Here is a 17,757-nt window from a genome sequence, read left to right as displayed (position 1 = left end):
AGCTTCAGTTACCCGGGTCTTTTTCAGGATCCGGGGCATTCTCCCCGCTTGACTCCATAGCCGCTACGCCCTGCAGGTCCATGCTCAAACCCTCCGTAGCTTTCCTGAAGGACGCACCGACAGCCAGCTGAACACCCAACGCAATGACAAACCCTAGCATCACCACGCCATCCGGTATGGGATCGTCCGTAGAAAGGCGATAAAGCACCATGGCGAAGAAGCCCCCACCAAGAATGCCCATAATGGCCAAGACAAGCCTGAAAGAACTTATCAGATTTCCCAGTGCACGAATCGCATCGCACTGCGCTTCAGTGGCAACCTGCTCAGCACAGCAGGAAGGACACGCAATAGGCTCCAGAGCAAAAATCCTGATTTGCTGTTTATAGCCAGGTACAAATTGCTTCTGACATTCGCCACACGTCACCTTGAGCCCCACCACAGCGACAAACTTGCTGCCCACCTCTTCACCTCATCACTTGAGCCGACCGACGCCAGCGAGATCCATTCAGTGCGGGCATCCTATCGGGACGATAAACGAGGGAAAAACCCTCGACAGCAACTTCAGAAAATCCCTACAAACAAAACTGCTTTGTCGCAGGATGATTTACCGCACGACGATCAGACGCCATGCCAAGCACGCCCGAGCGGTGTAGAATCGGCGCTATTCATCGCCAGTCATCCCCCGGCGGGTTTATGAGCTCAGGCCGAGTGCACGGTGATCCCGTAGCTTTCGGTTATTTCCCTGCATGCGATCAATGCCGTCTTGCATGTGGATCACTAGAAGCTCACTCCCCTTGATGGGCACCTCTGAAAACGTAGGCGAGGCAGTCAGCGCAAGGCGAAACAGGCAAGGAAGCGCAGTGTGCTGAAGCACATGAGCATTCCGAGTCCGGTTTCAACGCAGCAATGACAACGCAGGCCGTTTTTAGAGGTGTCCGACTGATTAGCCTGATTTGCCGGAGTCCCCCAATGCCTGATTATCGTTCCAAGACTTCCACCCATGGCCGTAACATGGCCGGTGCCCGTGCCCTGTGGCGTGCCACCGGCATGAAAGATGACGACTTCAAAAAGCCGATCATCGCCATCGCCAACTCCTTCACCCAGTTCGTACCGGGCCATGTGCACCTCAAGGACCTGGGCCAACTGGTCGCCCGTGAAATCGAACGCGCCGGTGGCGTGGCCAAAGAGTTCAACACCATCGCCGTGGACGACGGAATCGCCATGGGCCACGACGGCATGCTGTACTCGCTGCCGAGCCGCGAGATCATCGCCGACGCCGTCGAGTACATGGTCAACGCGCACTGCGCCGATGCCATCGTGTGCATTTCCAACTGCGACAAGATCACCCCCGGCATGCTGATGGCCGCCCTGCGCCTGAACATCCCGGTGATCTTCGTTTCCGGCGGTCCGATGGAAGCCGGCAAGACCAAACTGGCCAGCCACGGTCTGGACCTGGTCGATGCCATGGTCATCGCCGCCGACTCGACCGCCAGTGACGAAAAAGTCGCCGAGTACGAGCGCAGCGCCTGTCCGACCTGCGGTTCGTGCTCCGGCATGTTCACCGCCAACTCGATGAACTGCCTGACCGAAGCCCTGGGCCTGGCCCTGCCGGGCAACGGTTCGACCCTGGCGACCCACAGCGACCGCGAGCAGCTGTTCCTGCAGGCCGGGCGCACCATCGTCGAGCTGTGCAAGCGCTACTACGGCGAGAACGACGAGTCGGTATTGCCGCGCAACATCGCCAACTTCAAGGCGTTCGAGAACGCGATGATGCTCGACATCGCCATGGGCGGTTCGACCAACACCATCCTGCACCTGCTGGCAGCGGCTCAGGAAGCCGAGATCGCCTTCGACCTGCGCGACATTGATCGCCTGTCGCGCGTGGTGCCGCAGCTGTGCAAGGTGGCACCGAACATCCAGAAGTACCACATGGAAGACGTGCACCGCGCCGGCGGCATCTTCAGCATCCTCGGTTCGCTGGCCCGTGGCGGCCTGCTGCACACCGACCTGCCGACGGTGCACAGCCGCTCGATGGAAGAAGCCATCGCCAAGTGGGACATCACCCAGACCACCGATGAAGCGGTGCATCATTTCTTCAAGGCAGGCCCGGCCGGCATCCCGACCCAGACCGCGTTCAGCCAGTCGACCCGCTGGGAAAGCCTGGACGACGACCGTGAGAACGGCTGCATCCGCAGCTTCGAGCACGCCTACTCCAAAGAAGGCGGCCTGGCCGTGCTGTACGGCAACATCGCCCTGGACGGCTGCGTGGTGAAAACCGCCGGCGTGGACGAGTCGATCCATGTCTTCGAAGGCAACGCCAAGATCTTCGAAAGCCAGGACAGCGCGGTGCGCGGCATCCTCGCTGACGAAGTGAAAGCCGGCGATATCGTGATCATTCGCTACGAAGGTCCGAAAGGCGGCCCGGGCATGCAAGAAATGCTCTACCCGACCTCCTACCTGAAATCCAAGGGTCTGGGCAAAGCCTGCGCCCTGCTCACCGACGGCCGCTTCTCGGGCGGTACTTCGGGCCTGTCGATCGGCCACGCTTCGCCTGAAGCAGCATCCGGCGGTGCCATCGGCCTGGTGCGTGACGGCGACAAGGTCCTGATCGACATCCCCAACCGCTCGATCAACCTGCTGGTCAGCGACGAAGAACTGGCTGCCCGCCGCGTCGAGCAAGACAAGAAAGGCTGGAAGCCGGTCGAAGTCCGCCCACGCAAGGTGACCACCGCCCTGAAAGCCTACGCCCTGCTGGCCACCAGCGCCGACAAGGGTGCGGTGCGTAACAAGGCGCTGCTCGACGGTCTCTGAGTTGATGCGGTAAATAAAAAACCGGCGCATTGCGCCGGTTTTTTTATGCTGCCGAGGGTAGGAGCGGCTTCAGCCGCGAAATCTTCGCCGCTAAAGCGGCTCCTACGAGGCTCCGTGTTTGCTGTGCGGCAGCGCGGCGCCGAGGCAGCGGGTAATCTTTTACTGAATCTCCTCCGGCTTGACGATCACCCAGTTCTTGTCCGCCGTTACCGGCAGCCCTTCTTTGGCCTGAGCTTCGGCATTGGCCTTGATCATGCCGTTAAGCTGGGTCATGTACTTGTCCTTGCGGTTGATCCACAGGTGTACGCCGCCCTTGTTGACGTCTACCCCGTGAAACAGCATGTAGCCGTCGCTGGTCGGTGTATCGCCAGCCACCAGTACCGGTTTTTTCCACTGGTCGATATAGGTCAGGATCGCCGCCTGTTTGCCCGCCATCCAGGTGGCCGGGGTCCACAGGTAGGGGGTCAATTCCAGATCCAGGTTGGCTTTGGGGTCATATTGCTTGTCGGTGATCTGTTTGCGCGCGGTGGTCAGTTGCTGGGTTTTGCGATCCTTGAGCATCATGGTCACGCCGATGACGTTTTCCGGTTTGACGTTGTAGCCGTACTTCGGATCGGAGGCGACCATGCGCACCAGTTCTTCGGAAGCGGCGGTCATCACATAGACCTCGATGCCGTTCTCCATCAGCTTGTTGTACAGCTCGGTCTGCCCGGTAAAGATTTTCGGCCGCTGGACTTCAAGGGTCTTGACCGTGTCGCCATCGTAGTAAGTGGCCGGGATCGGCTTGTCGAGGGCCATCAGCTCATCGACGTAGCCTTTGAGTTCCTTGAGGGTAAAGCCTGAGAACACCTGGGCCACCCACGGGTAGCAGACCATATCGTCCAGTTCGCACAGGCGGTAGTAGTAACTGAACAGGCTTTCTTTATGTTCGGCGGTGTCTTTGAAGGGGATGAGTTTCAGCGAGGGGTCGAGCTTGTCACGGGTGATCAGGCCTTTGCTTTCCATGTACGGCAGCAGTGACTCTTCGAGGTCGAAGCGATAGCTGGTGTTGTCCATGTCGAACACCGCGTAATTGCCTTTGTTGGCGTTGGCCGCAATCATCGCGTCCAGCGCCTTGGCGGCGGGTTCTGGCCAGTGTTTGAGTTCCGTGGCCGATGCCTGCAGGCTTAGCCCCAGGCCCAACCCCATGCAAAGTGCGGCCGCTAACAGTCGTGGTGCAAAGTTCATCGTGGTGCCCCTTCGTGGTAGATGAGGCCGACCGTAACAAAATTGCATTGCAGCTAGCGCATCGCTGCGACCGCTTCGATTCCGATCACGCCAGACTCTTTGCCATGCGCGACAACCGACCACGAAAGCGACACTTTTATGACACAAAGATGACTTAGGCGCCCCGGCGTTCCCAGACATCGAAGTGGTAAGCCGGCTTGTCGCCCTCTGCCGCATTGGGCTGGGTCGACACCACCTGCCATTGTGCGGTGTCGAACTCAGGGAACCAGGCATCGCCCTCAATGCTGAGTTCAATGCGAGTCAGGTACAGACGGTCTGCGTGGGGCAAGCCCTGCGCATATAACTGCTGGCCGCCGATGAGCATCACCTCGGTTACGCCCTGCTCTTGCGCCCATTGCTCGGCACGCTCCACTGCGGCCTCCAGCGAGCTGAACACCTCGGCACCATCGAGGTGCAGGTCGCGCTGGCGGCTGACCACCAGGTTCAACCGGCCAGGCAAGGGTCGCCCCAGCGAATCCCAGGTCTTGCGCCCCATGATGACTGGCTTGCCCAGGGTCGTGGCCTTGAAGTATTTAAAGTCCCCCGGCAGATGCCAGGGCATGGAGTTGTCGATGCCGATCACCCGGTTTTCGGCCATGGCGGCGATCAGGCTGAGAGGAAGATGCTTTTTCATGCGCCCAAGAATACAGGGAACTGTTAGCCCTCAATAGCTCTCCCAGCGGTTATGCTCGCTATCTGTAATCTTTCAAGAGATGTTGTGTGACTGCCCCGACTCCTCTAGACACCCTCTGGCTGACTGAAGCCGTACGCCTGCGCGAAGCCCAGGCCGGCCTGCTTGATGACCAGCAGGCCAACCGCCAGGCGCGCAGCGCCGGTGGCGACCTGCAGGCCCGTATTCAACAGCGCGCCCTGTGGCTGGCTGAACGCGACGGCATGACGGCTGCATTGCGGCGCTGGAAGCAGGGCGCCCGCCTGGCATTACTGGCGTTGCTGCTGGTCGCGGTCATCAGCGGCGCCGGGCTGGCGTTCGCCGCGCTCGGGGATACACCCGGCTCGATCAACGTGTTCCGGGCACTGGGCAGCTTGCTGGGGCTCAACCTGCTGCTGTTGCTGGGCTGGGCGCTGGGCATGCTACTGAGCCGGCATACCGGCGCCGGCCTGGGCCAATTGTGGCTGTGGCTGAGCAACCGGCTGGCCCGCGATGCGCAAGCCGTGCAACTGGCGCCCGCCTTGCTGGTGATGCTGCAACGCCAGCGCCTGGAGCGCTGGGTGCTGGGTTTGTTAAGCAATGCGCTGTGGCTGGTGGCGCTGTTGAGTGCGTTGATCACTCTGCTGGCAATGCTCGCCACCCGGCGTTACGGGTTTGTCTGGGAAACCACCATTCTGGGCAGCGACACCTTCGTCAGCCTCACCCAGGCGCTGGGCCGCCTGCCAGCCCTGCTCGGCTTCAGCGTACCGGATGCCGAGACCATCCGCGCCAGTGGCAACAGCATCAACGGGCTGGAACAGGCCAGGCAAACCTGGGCGGCCTGGCTGATCGGGGTGTTGCTGATCTACGGCATCCTGCCACGTCTGCTGTTGACCCTGCTGTGCCTGTGGCGCTGGCGGCGCGGTCGTGACGCACTGGCCCTGAACCTCGACGATCCGGCTTGGCAACCGCTGCGCGAGCGACTGATGCCGAGCAGCGAGCGGCTCGGCATCAACGATGCAGCCCCCGAGCGGCTGCATGAGGTGGGCACACCTAGTGCTGCACTCAGTAGCGACGGCGCGGTGCTGGTCGCCCTCGAACTGGACAACCAGCACGACTGGCCGCCCCGGCACGCACCGCACGTACTCGACGCAGGCATTCTCGACAGCCGCGAATCCCGCCATCGCCTGCTGGAGCAACTGACCGGTACGCCACCGGCACGCTTGCTGATTGCCTGTGATCCACGCCGCTCACCGGATCGCGGCAGCCTGGCGCTGCTCGCCGAGCTGGCGCGCAATGCCGGCCAAACCCGCCTGTGGCTGCTGCCGGCACCCGCAGGGCAAAGCCTTGATCCCGAGCGGCTTGGCGACTGGCACGAGGCGCTGAATGCGCTGCAACTGCCTTACACTGAGCAACCCGCCATGACCTGGCTGGAGTCCGGCCATGACTGAAACCACTCATGTATTGAAACTGGCTGTGGTCGGCCACACCAATGTTGGCAAGACCTCGCTGTTACGTACCCTGACTCGCGATGTCAGCTTCGGTGAAGTCTCGCATCGGCCCAGCACCACCCGGCACGTGGAAGGTGCCCGGCTTTCGGTAGACGGCAAGCCGCTGCTGGAGCTGTACGACACGCCCGGCCTGGAAGATGCCATCGACCTGCTCGACTATCTGGAGCGACTGGCCAGCGGCGAACGTCTCGATGGCCCGGCACGTCTGGCGCGTTTTCTCGATGGTAGCGAAGCCCGCCAGCGCTTCGAGCAGGAAGCCAAGGTGTTGCGCCAGTTATTGAGCTGCGATGCCGGCTTGTACGTGATTGATGCCCGCGAACCGGTACTGGCCAAGTACCGTGACGAGTTGGCGGTACTGGCCAGTTGCGGCAAACCCTTGTTACCGGTGCTCAATTTCGTCAGCAGCGCGCAAGCCCGTGAAGGCGACTGGCGCGAAGCGTTATCGCGATTGGGCCTGCATGCGCTGGTACGCTTCGACAGCGTTGCCCCACCAGAAGACGGTGAGCGGCGCCTGTACGAGAGCCTGGCGTTATTGCTGGAAACCGCGCGACCGCGCCTTGAGCGGCTGATTGACGATATCGAGACGCAGCGCGTTGCCCGCCGTCACAGTGCCGCATTACTGATTGCCGAGCTGTTGATTGACTGCGCTGCCTGCCGACGCAGCGTCCAGGCCAGTGCCGATCCGGAGCGAGAGGCCATCGAAGCCTTGCACCAGGCCATCCGGCAACGCGAACAGCAATGCGTCGAAGCCTTGCTCAAGCTCTATGCGTTCCGCCCTCAGGATGCTTCAGCCGCCGATCTGCCGTTGCTCGACGGCCGCTGGGGTGACGATCTGTTCAACCCGGAAACCCTGCGCCTGCTGGGCGTGCGAGTCGGCGGCGGCGTCGCGGCCGGTGCCGCCGCCGGGGCCGGTGTAGATTTGCTGGTCGGCGGCATCACGCTGGGTGCTGCGGCGCTGGCAGGCGCCATTGCCGGGGGCGCGCTGCTGACTGCTCGCAGTTACGGCAATCGCCTGCTCGGCAAACTCAAGGGCCAACGCGAGCTGACCGTGGACGATGCCGTGCTGCGCCTGCTGGCCTTGCGACAACGGCAACTGCTGCAAGCACTCGGCAGCCGGGGTCATGCAGCGATGCAAAGCATTGAACTCAGCGCCCCGCAAGACACGCAATGGCGCGAAGGCAAACTGCCCGCCCCGCTGCGCAAGGCGCGGGCACACCCGCAATGGTCAGCACTGAACCCCCACGCGAAGCTGAATCAGGCAGAGCGGCAGGATACCCGCGAAGAACTGGCGCAACTGCTGCTGGCGGTGTAGCTGCTTCAGCGACGAAGCTATCTCACCTCTCGTCGCCAAGCAGCTCGCGAGCAAACGCGCTCCTACCGCAAAGGCTGGCAGCCCGGTATCATCGCGCGCCCGTGATGACCACCACCAGAAAATACAATGAAACCCACCCTGATTGCCGCCGCTGAAATCGACCGCCTGGAGACCTGGGCCAAATATTCGAGCCACATGTGCGGAGGCTGCATGTCCAGTTGCTGCACGCTGCCGGTGGAAGTGAAGATCAAGGACCTGATCCGCATCGGTGTGGTGGATGCCTTCGAACAGGGCGAGCCGCCGAAGAACATTGCCAAGCGCCTGCTCAAGGAAGGCATCATCGAGCGCTTCAACCAGAAATCGGGGATTTTCACGATACAGCGCATGAGCAATAACGATTGCCTGTATCTGGATCGCAAGAGCCGGTTGTGCACGATCTACGACAAGCGTCCGGACACCTGCCGCAACCATCCGAAAGTCGGCCCGCGCCCCGGTTATTGCGCCTACAAGCCCAAGCCTGCCGAGAAACAGCCACGCAGCACGGCGCCTCAGCCGCCAACACGGTTTTCGCTGGACTTCTAAGCAAACCGACCCAGCAATCCGCGTCAGCCGCAATCCCGTTCACTCAAGCGCCGCCAGCTACTGTAGGAGCGACCTTGGTCGCGAAGACGGCGGCACATCCACAACAGATGTAGTGTTTTTACTGGCCTCTTCGCGACCAAGGTTGCTCCCACCGGGGCATACAGTGCTTGAGTGAACAGTATTGGCTTTAGCCGCAATACTTCGTGGCTAAAGCGGCTCCAGAGTTCAGGGTTTGCCGGGCGAACTTTCACAAAGCAAACAAAAAGCCCCCGGTCTTGCGACCGGGGGCTTTTTGTTTTCAGCCGGTTAACCGATTACTCAGTTCTTGGCTTTCTTGGCAGCGCGGGTACGCTCGCCTTCGTCGAGGATCTTCTTGCGCAGACGGATCGACTTCGGCGTCACTTCGCACAGCTCGTCGTCCTGGATGAATTCCAGAGCCTGTTCCAGCGTGTGGCGAACCGGCGGAACCAGGGCGATGACTTCGTCCTTGCCCGAAGCACGCATGTTGTCGAGCTTCTTGCCTTTGGTCGGGTTAACGCCCAGGTCGTTGTCACGGCTGTTCAGACCGATGATCTGACCGTTGTAGATGTCCTGGCCGTGCTCGATGAACAGCTTGCCGCGAGCCTGCAGGGTTTCCAACGAGTAGGTCAGTGCCTTGCCGGTTTCGACCGAAACCAGTACGCCGTTCAGGCGGCCGGACATCTGGCCTGGCTTCATGGTGTCGTAACGATCGAAGATCGAGGTCAGGATGCCTGCACCGTTGGTCAGGGTCAGGAACTGGTTACGGAAACCGATCAGACCACGCGCCGGGACGTTGTATTCCAGACGCACACGGCCTTTACCATCCGGCACCATGTTGGTCAGGTCGCCCTTACGCAGACCCATCTCTTCCATCACCTTGCCCTGGGATTCTTCAGGGATGTCGATGGTGACGTTTTCGAACGGTTCCTGCTTCACGCCGTCGACTTCACGGATGATAACTTCCGGACGGCCTACGGCCATTTCGAAGCCTTCGCGACGCATGGTTTCGATCAGCACCGACAGGTGCAGCTCACCACGGCCGGAAACCTTGAACTTGTCAGCCGAGTCGCCTTCTTCAACGCGCAGGGCAACGTTGTACAGCAGCTCTTTGTCCAGACGCTCTTTGATGTTACGGCTGGTGACGAACTTGCCTTCTTTACCGCAGAACGGCGAGTCGTTGACCTGGAAGGTCATCGAAACGGTTGGCTCGTCAACGGTCAGCGGCTTCATGGCCTCGACGTTGTTCAGGTCGCACAGGGTGTCGGAGATGAACAGCTCTTCGAAGCCGCTGATGCAGACGATGTCGCCCGCGGTGGCTTCTTCGACGTCTACACGGTGCAGACCGTGGTGACCCATCAGCTTGAGGATACGGCCGTTACGCTTCTTGCCTTCGGTGTCGATAGCGACAACCGGAGTGTTTGGCTTGACGCGGCCACGGGCGATACGGCCCACACCGATGATGCCCAGGAAGCTGTTGTAGTCCAGTGCCGAGATTTGCATCTGGAACGGACCGTCAACGTCAACGCTTGGCGCCGGGACGTGGTCGACGATGGCCTGGTACAACGCGGTCATGTCTTCGCCCATGGCGGTGTGGTCCAGACCGGCGATGCCGTTCAGGGCCGAGGCGTAGACGACCTGGAAGTCCAGCTGGTCTTCGGTGGCGCCCAGGTTGTCGAACAGGTCGAAGATCTGGTCCAGAACCCAGTCAGGACGCGCGCCCGGACGGTCAACCTTGTTGATCACCACGATTGGCTTCAGACCGGCTTCGAACGCCTTCTTGGTCACGAAGCGGGTTTGCGGCATAGGGCCGTCCTGGGCGTCGACCAGCAGCAGTACCGAGTCAACCATCGACATCACGCGCTCTACTTCGCCACCGAAGTCGGCGTGGCCCGGGGTGTCGACGATGTTGATGCGGTAGTCGTTCCAGCGAATGGCGGTGTTCTTCGCCAGGATGGTAATGCCGCGCTCTTTTTCCTGGTCGTTGGAGTCCATCACGCGCTCGTCGTTGAGCTCATTGCGCTCCAGAGTGCCGGACTGACGCAGCAGTTTGTCTACCAGGGTGGTTTTACCGTGGTCAACGTGCGCGATGATGGCGATGTTACGTAGATTTTCGATCACTTGTGTATCTCGATCAGAGGATTCGGTTTGCTGCCACTGGAGCAGCGATTAGCGTTTGAAGCGTTAGACGTCGGCCGAGGCCATAAAGGCGTCGGGGGGCCGGTGACGCAAGCCACAGGCAAACAGCCCCGGGCGTTTAGCTCGGTCGATATACGCGCACATTGGCATGCCCCTCACTGAGCAGGTGATGAGCATGCAGGCGGCTCATGACGCCTTTGTCGCAATACAGCAGGTACTGGCGGGTGTAATCCAGTTCCTTGAAGCGGCTGTTCAATGCATAGAACGGCACGGCTTGTACTTCCACGCCAGGCACTTCCAGCGGCTGGTCTTCCTGGGCATCCGGATGACGGATATCGATGATGACCTGGCCGGCCAGGGCCTGGCTGACTTCTTCTACCTCGACATCCTGGCCCAGGTCATCGATTACCTGATCGATGGTCACCAGCCGGGCGCGCTCAAGCGCGCGATCGAGGGCTGCCATGTCGAAACGGGTTTCTTCGTGTTCGACGCGATAACGCTTGGCATTGGTTTTCGGGTTGACCGAAATCACCCCGCAATATTCAGGCATGTGCCGGGCGAACTCGGCGGTGCCGATTTTGGTCGCCAGGTTGACGATGTCCTGTTTGTCGGTCGCCACCAGCGGGCGCAACACCAGCTTGTCGGTGGCCGAGTCGATGATCGACAGGTTCGGCAAGGTCTGGCTCGACACCTGGGAAATCGCCTCGCCGGTTACCAGCACGTCGATGTCCAGGCGGTCAGCCATGGCCGATGCTGCGCGTAACATCATACGCTTCAACACTACACCCATATGACCGTCGTCGACTTTCTGCAGGATTTCGCCCAGCACTTCCTCGAACGGTACGCTGATGAACAGTACGCGTTGCGAGCTGCCGAATTTCTTCCAGATGTAGTGCGCAACTTCCATCACGCCCAGTTCGTGGGCACGCCCGCCCAGGTTGAAGAAGCAGAAATGGGTGACCAGGCCGCGGCGCATCATCTGATAGGCGGCTACGGTCGAGTCGAAACCACCGGACATCAACACCAGGGTCTGCTCCAGTGCGCCCAGCGGATAACCGCCAAGGCCCTGGTGCTGGCTGTGGATGACGAACAACCGTTCGTCGCGAATCTCCATGCGCACCAGCAGTTCGGGTTTTTTCAGGTCGATGCCGGCGGCGCCACATTGCTGGCGCAACTGGCTGCCGACATAACGTTCGACGTCCATCGAGCTGAATGCATGCTTGCCGGCGCGCTTGCAACGCACCGCAAAGACCTTGCCCGGCAACAGATCGGCGTAGTGCTCTCTGCACTTGGCGACGATGTCGTCCATATCGCCCAGCGGGTATTCAGCCACCTGCAGGAAATTGGCGATACCTGGCATGCAGCACAGCCGCTCAGTGATGCCCTGAAGGATCTTCGGATCGGTCAGCCGGGTCTCGACCTCAAGGTTGTCCCATACACCACCCACGACGATATTTTCGTCCAGCTCGCGCAGCACGGTACGGATGTTCTTGCCCAGCTGGCGAATGAACTTCTTGCGCACCGGTGGGCTTTTGATGGTGATTTCTGGGAAAACTTTGACGATGAGCTTCATGAAAACGCTACGTAAGGATCCGGCTGAAAAAAGAGGGGCGCGGATTATAGCGGAAATTGCTCAAGGTTTAACCAACTATCGTACACCCGAATGTCGACGCACCAAAAAGGATCACAATCGATCAGTTCGGCAACATAACAGTGCATGAAATGTACAAAAAAACGACATTGACCTCAGCAACATGCGCAGAATCGGGCATCGCGCCCAACTCGGGGCACTGGCATGCAATTTGCTCCCTTGTGAGGCAGGTTGCCTTGGCAGAGTATTCTGCGCCGGCACTACCCAAATTCAGGGGCCAAACAATAGCAACGGTCCCAACCCACCCGGAGGACACCATGTCGAAGTCGGTTCAACTCATCAAAGATCATGACGTTAAATGGATTGATCTGCGCTTCACTGACACCAAAGGCAAGCAGCAACACGTCACCATGCCGGCACGCGACGCGCTGGACGAAGAGTTCTTCGAAGTCGGCAAGATGTTCGACGGTTCCTCCATCGAAGGCTGGAAAGGTATCGAAGCCTCCGACATGATCCTGCTGCCGGACGACGACTCCGCCGTGCTGGACCCGTTCACCGAAGAGCCTACCCTGATCCTGGTCTGCGACATCATCGAGCCGTCGACCATGCAAGGCTACGACCGCGACCCGCGCGCCATCGCGCACCGCGCCGAGGAATACCTGAAGTCCACCGGTATCGGTGACACCGTGTTCGTCGGTCCAGAGCCTGAGTTCTTCATCTTTGACTCGGTCAAATACAAGTCCGACATCTCCGGCTCTATGTTCAAGATCTTCTCCGAGCAAGGCTCGTGGATGACCGACCAGGACGTCGAAGGCGGCAACAAAGGCCACCGTCCAGGCATCAAAGGCGGCTACTTCCCGGTTCCACCGGTCGACCACGACCACGAAATCCGTACCGCCATGTGCAACGCACTGGAAGAAATGGGTCAGGTCGTTGAAGTTCACCACCACGAAGTGGCAACTGCTGGCCAGAACGAAATCGGCGTGCAGTTCAACACCCTGGTGAAGAAGGCTGACGAAGTTCAGACCCTCAAGTACGTTGTCCACAACGTTGCCGACGCCTACGGCCGCACCGCGACCTTCATGCCGAAGCCGCTGTACGGCGACAACGGCTCGGGCATGCACGTCCACATGTCCATCGCCAAAGACGGCAAGAACACCTTTGCCGGCGAAGGCTATGCCGGTCTGTCCGACACCGCTCTGTACTTCATCGGCGGTATCATCAAGCACGGTAAGGCCCTGAACGGCTTCACCAACCCGTCGACCAACTCCTACAAGCGTCTGGTCCCAGGCTTTGAAGCGCCGGTAATGCTGGCCTACTCGGCGCGTAACCGTTCGGCTTCGATCCGTATTCCTTACGTTTCCAGCCCACGTGCACGTCGTATCGAAGCCCGCTTCCCGGATCCGGCTGCCAACCCGTACCTGGCCTTCGCTGCCCTGCTGATGGCCGGTCTGGACGGTATCCAGAACAAGATCCACCCAGGCGATGCAGCCGACAAGAACCTGTACGACCTGCCACCAGAAGAAGCCAAGGAAATCCCGCAAGTGTGCGGCAGCCTGAAAGAGGCCCTGGAAGAACTGGACAAAGGCCGCGCGTTCCTGACCAAAGGCGGCGTGTTCTCCGACGACTTCATCGATGCCTACATCGAGCTGAAATCGGCTGAAGAAGTCAAAGTCCGTACCTTCGTACACCCTCTGGAATACGAGCTGTACTACAGCTGCTGATTCCTTGTACGCCGGCCTCGCCGGCGTATCGAGAGGCCACCTTCGGGTGGCCTTTTTCGTTTATGCAGGCCTCGGCCATGCTTGCAAGACTAATGCTGGCCAGCCACGCACATCGCACGAATCTGCATTATGCTGAGCCCTCATCGCTCCCGTTGCTGTCGAGAATGCCATGCGTCACAGTCTTGTCTGCCTGCTGTTGTTGGTCTGCCTGCCCGCCATGGCACAGATCTACAAGTACACCGACGCCAATGGCAATACGGCCTACAGCAATCAGCCGCCTGACGGTGCACGCGCCGAGCCGGTCGAGCTCAAGCCGCTCAACAGTATCGAGCCGCGCCCCGCTGCTGCGCCAGCCAGCCCTGCGCCAGCCACTCAGTCAGCGCCGGCCCCTGTGGCCTACGAGCAACTGGAACTGACCGACCTGCCCAACGATGCCGCGCTGCGTGCCAACGACGGCACCTTTTACATTGGCGTACGGATCAAGCCCAGGCTGCAGCCGGACCATCGCTTGCAACTGCTGGTCGATGGCAAACCGTACGGTCAACCCACCAACGTACCGCGCCTGCAGGTCGTCAATATTGATCGCGGCGAGCACAGCTTCGCCGTGCTGGTGCACGACGCCAGGCGCATCATCCAGCAGAGCCCCACCGTGACCCTGACCGTATTGCGCGCCGCTGCGGGCAGGCCCTGAGATGGGCGCGTTGCGCATCCTGTGGTGCGCTGTTCTGTGCGGGCTGGCAACGCTTGCCCAGGCGCAGATCTATACCTATGTCGATGCCGAAGGCAATCGGGTGTTCACCGATCAGCCGCACAAGAACGCCAAGCGGGTCGATATCACCCCCACCAACAATATGAGCAGCACACCCCGCACCCGCGACGTCAAAGCCAGCCCTGTCCAGCCCAAGCCCAAGGCGATGTTCCGCTACCAGTTGCTGCGCATCCTCGCCCCAGAACCCGACGCAGCGCTGCGCAGCATGGAAGGCAACCTGATCGTTACGGTGACCAACGAGCCGGCGCTGCAAGAGGGGCATCGCTACGTACTGTTGCTCGACAACCAGCCCGTCGCAGCACCAGGGCGCAGCCCGGTATTTGCCTTGAGCAATATCGATCGCGGCACTCATCAGCTGTCCGTGGAAATCTATGACGAATTGGGCCGGCTCGTGGAAAAGACCGCCAACCAGCCTTTTCATGTACAGCGCATTTCGCTGAACCAGAAACGCCTGGCCAAGCCCTGCCAGAGCGCCGATTACGGGGTACGCCCGGAGTGCCCCCTCAAAGACAAGCCTCAGCAAAAATCCAGTTGGATTCCTTTCCTTTAAAACCTCCCGCCATGCACTAAACTGGTGCAGTAAAGACTTGCATCAGCGCCCTAAAGCCCCGATTCGGGTCAACTTTGCGTCTGACATGTCGCTGCCCGACAACCGAAGCACAATAAATGCCCGGTTTTAAGGGGGCTGACGCTTCTTTTCGGAGCCTTGGTTTGGTTCTTGCAACCTTAGCCGGCATAGCACACGGTCAGCCGTGTCCCATCGTCGGGCACGCACTGGCCAATTATCCCGGCGCCATGGCCCGCGAATGCAAAGTGGCAAAAGAGGTCATCAGGATTCATGACTATCAGCGACGCGCTGCACCGATTGTTACTGGACAATCTGACCACTGCGACCATCCTGCTCAACGCCGAACTGCGCCTTGAGTACATGAACCCCGCCGCAGAAATGCTGTTGGCGATCAGCGGCCAGCGCAACCATGGGCAGTTCATCAGCGAGCTGTTCACCGAGTCTGCCGAGGCCCTGAGCTCGCTGCGCCAGGCGGTGGAACAGGCGCACCCGTTCACCAAACGCGAAGCCATGCTCACCGCACTGACCGGCCAGACCCTGACCGTCGACTATGCCGTGACGCCGATCCTCAACAACGGCCAGACCCTGCTGCTGCTGGAGGTTCACCCTCGCGACCGGCTACTGCGCATCACCAAGGAAGAAGCCCAGTTGTCCAAGCAGGAAACCACCAAAATGCTGGTGCGCGGCCTGGCTCACGAGATCAAGAATCCGTTGGGCGGCATCCGCGGTGCGGCGCAGTTGCTGGCCCGCGAACTGCCTGAAGAAAGCCTCAAGGACTACACCAACGTCATCATCGAAGAGGCCGACCGGCTGCGTAATCTGGTCGACCGCATGCTCGGTTCCAACAAGTTGCCGGCGCTGGCCTCGACCAATATCCATGAAGTGCTGGAGCGTGTCTGCAGCCTGGTCGAAGCCGAAAGTCAGGGGCGCATCACTTTGGTGCGTGACTATGACCCGAGCATTCCCGATGTACTGATCGACCGCGAGCAGATGATCCAGGCAGTGCTCAATATCGTGCGTAACGCCATGCAGGCAATTGGCAGCCAGAACGAGCTGCGCCTTGGGCGTATCACCTTGCGCAGCCGGACCATCCGCCAGTTCACCATCGGCCATGTACGTCACCGCCTGGTGAGCAAGGTCGAGATCACCGACAACGGTCCGGGCATTCCGGCCGAACTCCAGGAAACCATTTTCTATCCAATGGTCAGTGGCCGCCCCGACGGTACCGGGCTGGGCCTGGCCATTACCCAGACCATCATTAGCCAGCACCAGGGCCTGATCGAGTGTGAAAGCCATCCCGGCCATACCACCTTCTCGATCTTTCTGCCGCTGGAACAAGGAGCCGCCTCGTGAGCCGTAGCGAAACTGTCTGGATCGTAGATGACGATCGTTCCATCCGCTGGGTACTGGAAAAGGCCCTGCAACAGGAAGGCATGACCACGCAGAGCTTCGACAGCGCCGATGGCGTGATCAGCCGCCTGGCCCGCCAGCAGCCGGACGTGATCATTTCCGATATTCGCATGCCCGGTACCAGTGGCCTGGACCTGTTGGCGCGGATTCGTGAACAGAACCCGCGCCTGCCGGTCATCATCATGACCGCGCATTCGGACCTCGACAGCGCCGTGGCGTCCTATCAGGGCGGCGCGTTCGAATACCTGCCCAAGCCGTTCGATGTCGATGAAGCCGTATCACTGGTCAAGCGTGCCAACCAGCACGCCCAGGAACAGCAAGGCCTGGAAGCTCCGCCGGTCATGGCCCGCACCCCGGAAATCATCGGCGAAGCGCCGGCGATGCAAGAGGTGTTTCGCGCCATCGGTCGTCTGAGCCACTCCAATATCACCGTGTTGATCAACGGTGAGTCCGGTACCGGTAAAGAGCTGGTCGCGCATGCCCTGCATCGTCACAGCCCACGTGCCGTCGCGCCGTTCATTGCGCTGAACATGGCGGCGATCCCCAAGGACTTGATGGAATCGGAGCTGTTCGGCCATGAAAAAGGCGCGTTTACCGGCGCCGCCAACCTGCGCCGCGGACGCTTCGAACAAGCCGATGGCGGTACCTTGTTTCTCGACGAGATCGGCGACATGCCGGCCGACACCCAGACCCGCCTGTTGCGCGTACTGGCCGACGGCGAGTTCTACCGGGTCGGTGGCCACACCCCGGTCAAGGTCGATGTACGGATCATCGCTGCGACCCACCAGAACCTTGAAGGTCTGGTGCATGCCGGCAAGTTCCGCGAAGACTTGTTCCACCGCCTGAACGTGATCCGCATTCACATCCCACGGCTGTCGGACCGTCGCGAAGACATCCCGACCCTGGCCCGCCATTTCCTCAGCCGCGCCGCCCAGGAGCTGGCGGTAGAGCCCAAGCTGCTCAAGGCCGAGACCGAGGAATACCTCAAGCATCTGCCGTGGCAGGGTAACGTGCGGCAACTGGAGAATACCTGCCGCTGGATCACCGTCATGGCGTCTGGCCGTGAGGTGCACATCAGCGACCTGCCGCCTGAACTGCTTAGCGTGCCGCAGGATGCAGGCCCGATCACCAACTGGGAACAGGCGCTGCGCCAGTGGGCCGACCAGGCGTTGTCGCGTGGCCAGTCGAGCCTGCTCGACAGCGCGGTGCCATCCTTTGAACGGATCATGATCGAAACCGCCCTCAAGCACACCGCTGGTCGCCGTCGTGACGCCGCCGTGCTGCTCGGTTGGGGTCGCAATACCCTGACGCGCAAGATCAAGGAACTGGGCATGAAGGTTGATGGCGGCGACGAAGACGAGGCCGAAGACAACTGACGAAAGGGCAGGCCCGCCCGCCAAGGGCTGC

14 protein-coding genes are annotated in these 17,757 nt (G+C 60.5%); 9 read left to right on the top strand and 5 right to left on the bottom strand.

Annotated features, from left to right (window positions below; translation table 11 throughout):
- Positions 1-4 precede the first annotated feature (4 nt).
- On the bottom strand, positions 5-460 hold the full coding sequence (locus NJC40_RS08085; protein ID WP_253140254.1) for a hypothetical protein: 456 nt from the start codon (positions 458-460) through the stop codon (positions 5-7).
- Between the two features lie 509 nt (positions 461-969).
- On the opposite strand from NJC40_RS08085, the gene ilvD reads away from it, so the two are divergent.
- On the top strand, positions 970-2,811 hold the full coding sequence (gene ilvD, locus NJC40_RS08080) for a dihydroxy-acid dehydratase (RefSeq protein ID WP_045486348.1): 1,842 nt from the start codon (positions 970-972) through the stop codon (positions 2,809-2,811).
- A gap of 159 nt (positions 2,812-2,970) precedes the next feature.
- On the opposite strand, the gene NJC40_RS08075 is transcribed toward ilvD, so the two are convergent.
- Positions 2,971-4,038, bottom strand: coding sequence for an HAD family hydrolase (locus NJC40_RS08075; protein ID WP_045486345.1), 1,068 nt, complete (start codon positions 4,036-4,038; stop codon positions 2,971-2,973).
- A gap of 154 nt (positions 4,039-4,192) precedes the next feature.
- Positions 4,193-4,711, bottom strand: coding sequence for a dihydrofolate reductase (locus NJC40_RS08070; protein WP_253140253.1), 519 nt, complete (start codon positions 4,709-4,711; stop codon positions 4,193-4,195).
- An 86-nt stretch (positions 4,712-4,797) separates the two neighbouring features.
- Here NJC40_RS08070 and NJC40_RS08065 point away from each other — a divergent pair, with 86 nt between their 5' ends.
- The 3 genes from NJC40_RS08065 to NJC40_RS08055 all read left to right on the top strand — a co-directional run bounded on the left by NJC40_RS08065 (position 4,798) and on the right by NJC40_RS08055 (position 8,131).
- Positions 4,798-6,177, top strand: a complete 1,380-nt coding sequence (locus tag NJC40_RS08065) for a DUF2868 domain-containing protein (RefSeq protein WP_253140252.1) — start codon at positions 4,798-4,800, stop codon at positions 6,175-6,177.
- The gene (locus NJC40_RS08060) at positions 6,170-7,549 is read left to right on the top strand and encodes a GTPase/DUF3482 domain-containing protein (protein ID WP_253140251.1); all 1,380 of its coding nucleotides are present in this window, start codon (positions 6,170-6,172) and stop codon (positions 7,547-7,549) included. Before NJC40_RS08065 ends, NJC40_RS08060 begins: the two co-directional genes overlap by 8 nt.
- A gap of 126 nt (positions 7,550-7,675) precedes the next feature.
- Positions 7,676-8,131, top strand: a complete 456-nt coding sequence (locus tag NJC40_RS08055; RefSeq protein ID WP_045486333.1) for a YkgJ family cysteine cluster protein — start codon at positions 7,676-7,678, stop codon at positions 8,129-8,131.
- A 318-nt stretch (positions 8,132-8,449) separates the two neighbouring features.
- On the opposite strand, the gene typA is transcribed toward NJC40_RS08055, so the two are convergent.
- On the bottom strand, positions 8,450-10,270 hold the full coding sequence (typA, locus tag NJC40_RS08050) for a translational GTPase TypA (RefSeq protein ID WP_253140250.1): 1,821 nt from the start codon (positions 10,268-10,270) through the stop codon (positions 8,450-8,452).
- 136 nt (positions 10,271-10,406) lie between these two features.
- Positions 10,407-11,861 (bottom strand): tRNA uracil 4-sulfurtransferase ThiI, encoded by a 1,455-nt coding sequence (gene thiI / locus NJC40_RS08045; RefSeq protein ID WP_253140249.1) that lies wholly within the window; start codon positions 11,859-11,861, stop codon positions 10,407-10,409.
- Between the two features lie 335 nt (positions 11,862-12,196).
- Here thiI and glnA point away from each other — a divergent pair, with 335 nt between their 5' ends.
- From glnA to ntrC, 5 genes are all read left to right on the top strand, one after another.
- On the top strand, positions 12,197-13,603 hold the full coding sequence (gene glnA, locus NJC40_RS08040) for a glutamate--ammonia ligase (protein ID WP_045486325.1): 1,407 nt from the start codon (positions 12,197-12,199) through the stop codon (positions 13,601-13,603).
- A 169-nt stretch (positions 13,604-13,772) separates the two neighbouring features.
- Positions 13,773-14,294, top strand: coding sequence for a DUF4124 domain-containing protein (locus NJC40_RS08035; RefSeq protein ID WP_253140248.1), 522 nt, complete (start codon positions 13,773-13,775; stop codon positions 14,292-14,294).
- A 1-nt stretch (position 14,295) separates the two neighbouring features.
- Positions 14,296-14,922 (top strand): DUF4124 domain-containing protein, encoded by a 627-nt coding sequence (locus NJC40_RS08030; protein WP_045486319.1) that lies wholly within the window; start codon positions 14,296-14,298, stop codon positions 14,920-14,922.
- Between the two features lie 288 nt (positions 14,923-15,210).
- Positions 15,211-16,293, top strand: a complete 1,083-nt coding sequence (gene glnL / locus NJC40_RS08025) for a nitrogen regulation protein NR(II) (protein ID WP_045486316.1) — start codon at positions 15,211-15,213, stop codon at positions 16,291-16,293.
- Positions 16,290-17,726 carry a nitrogen regulation protein NR(I) gene (ntrC, locus tag NJC40_RS08020; RefSeq protein ID WP_045486313.1) on the top strand — a complete coding sequence of 479 codons (1,437 nt, stop codon included), beginning with the start codon at positions 16,290-16,292 and terminating at the stop codon, positions 17,724-17,726. Before glnL ends, ntrC begins: the two co-directional genes overlap by 4 nt.
- Positions 17,727-17,757 lie beyond the last annotated feature (31 nt).

The organism is Pseudomonas sp. 21LCFQ02 (genome assembly GCF_024129895.2).
Taxonomy (GTDB): Bacteria; Pseudomonadota; Gammaproteobacteria; order Pseudomonadales; family Pseudomonadaceae; genus Aquipseudomonas.
This window is presented reverse-complemented; position numbering and strand designations above follow the sequence as displayed.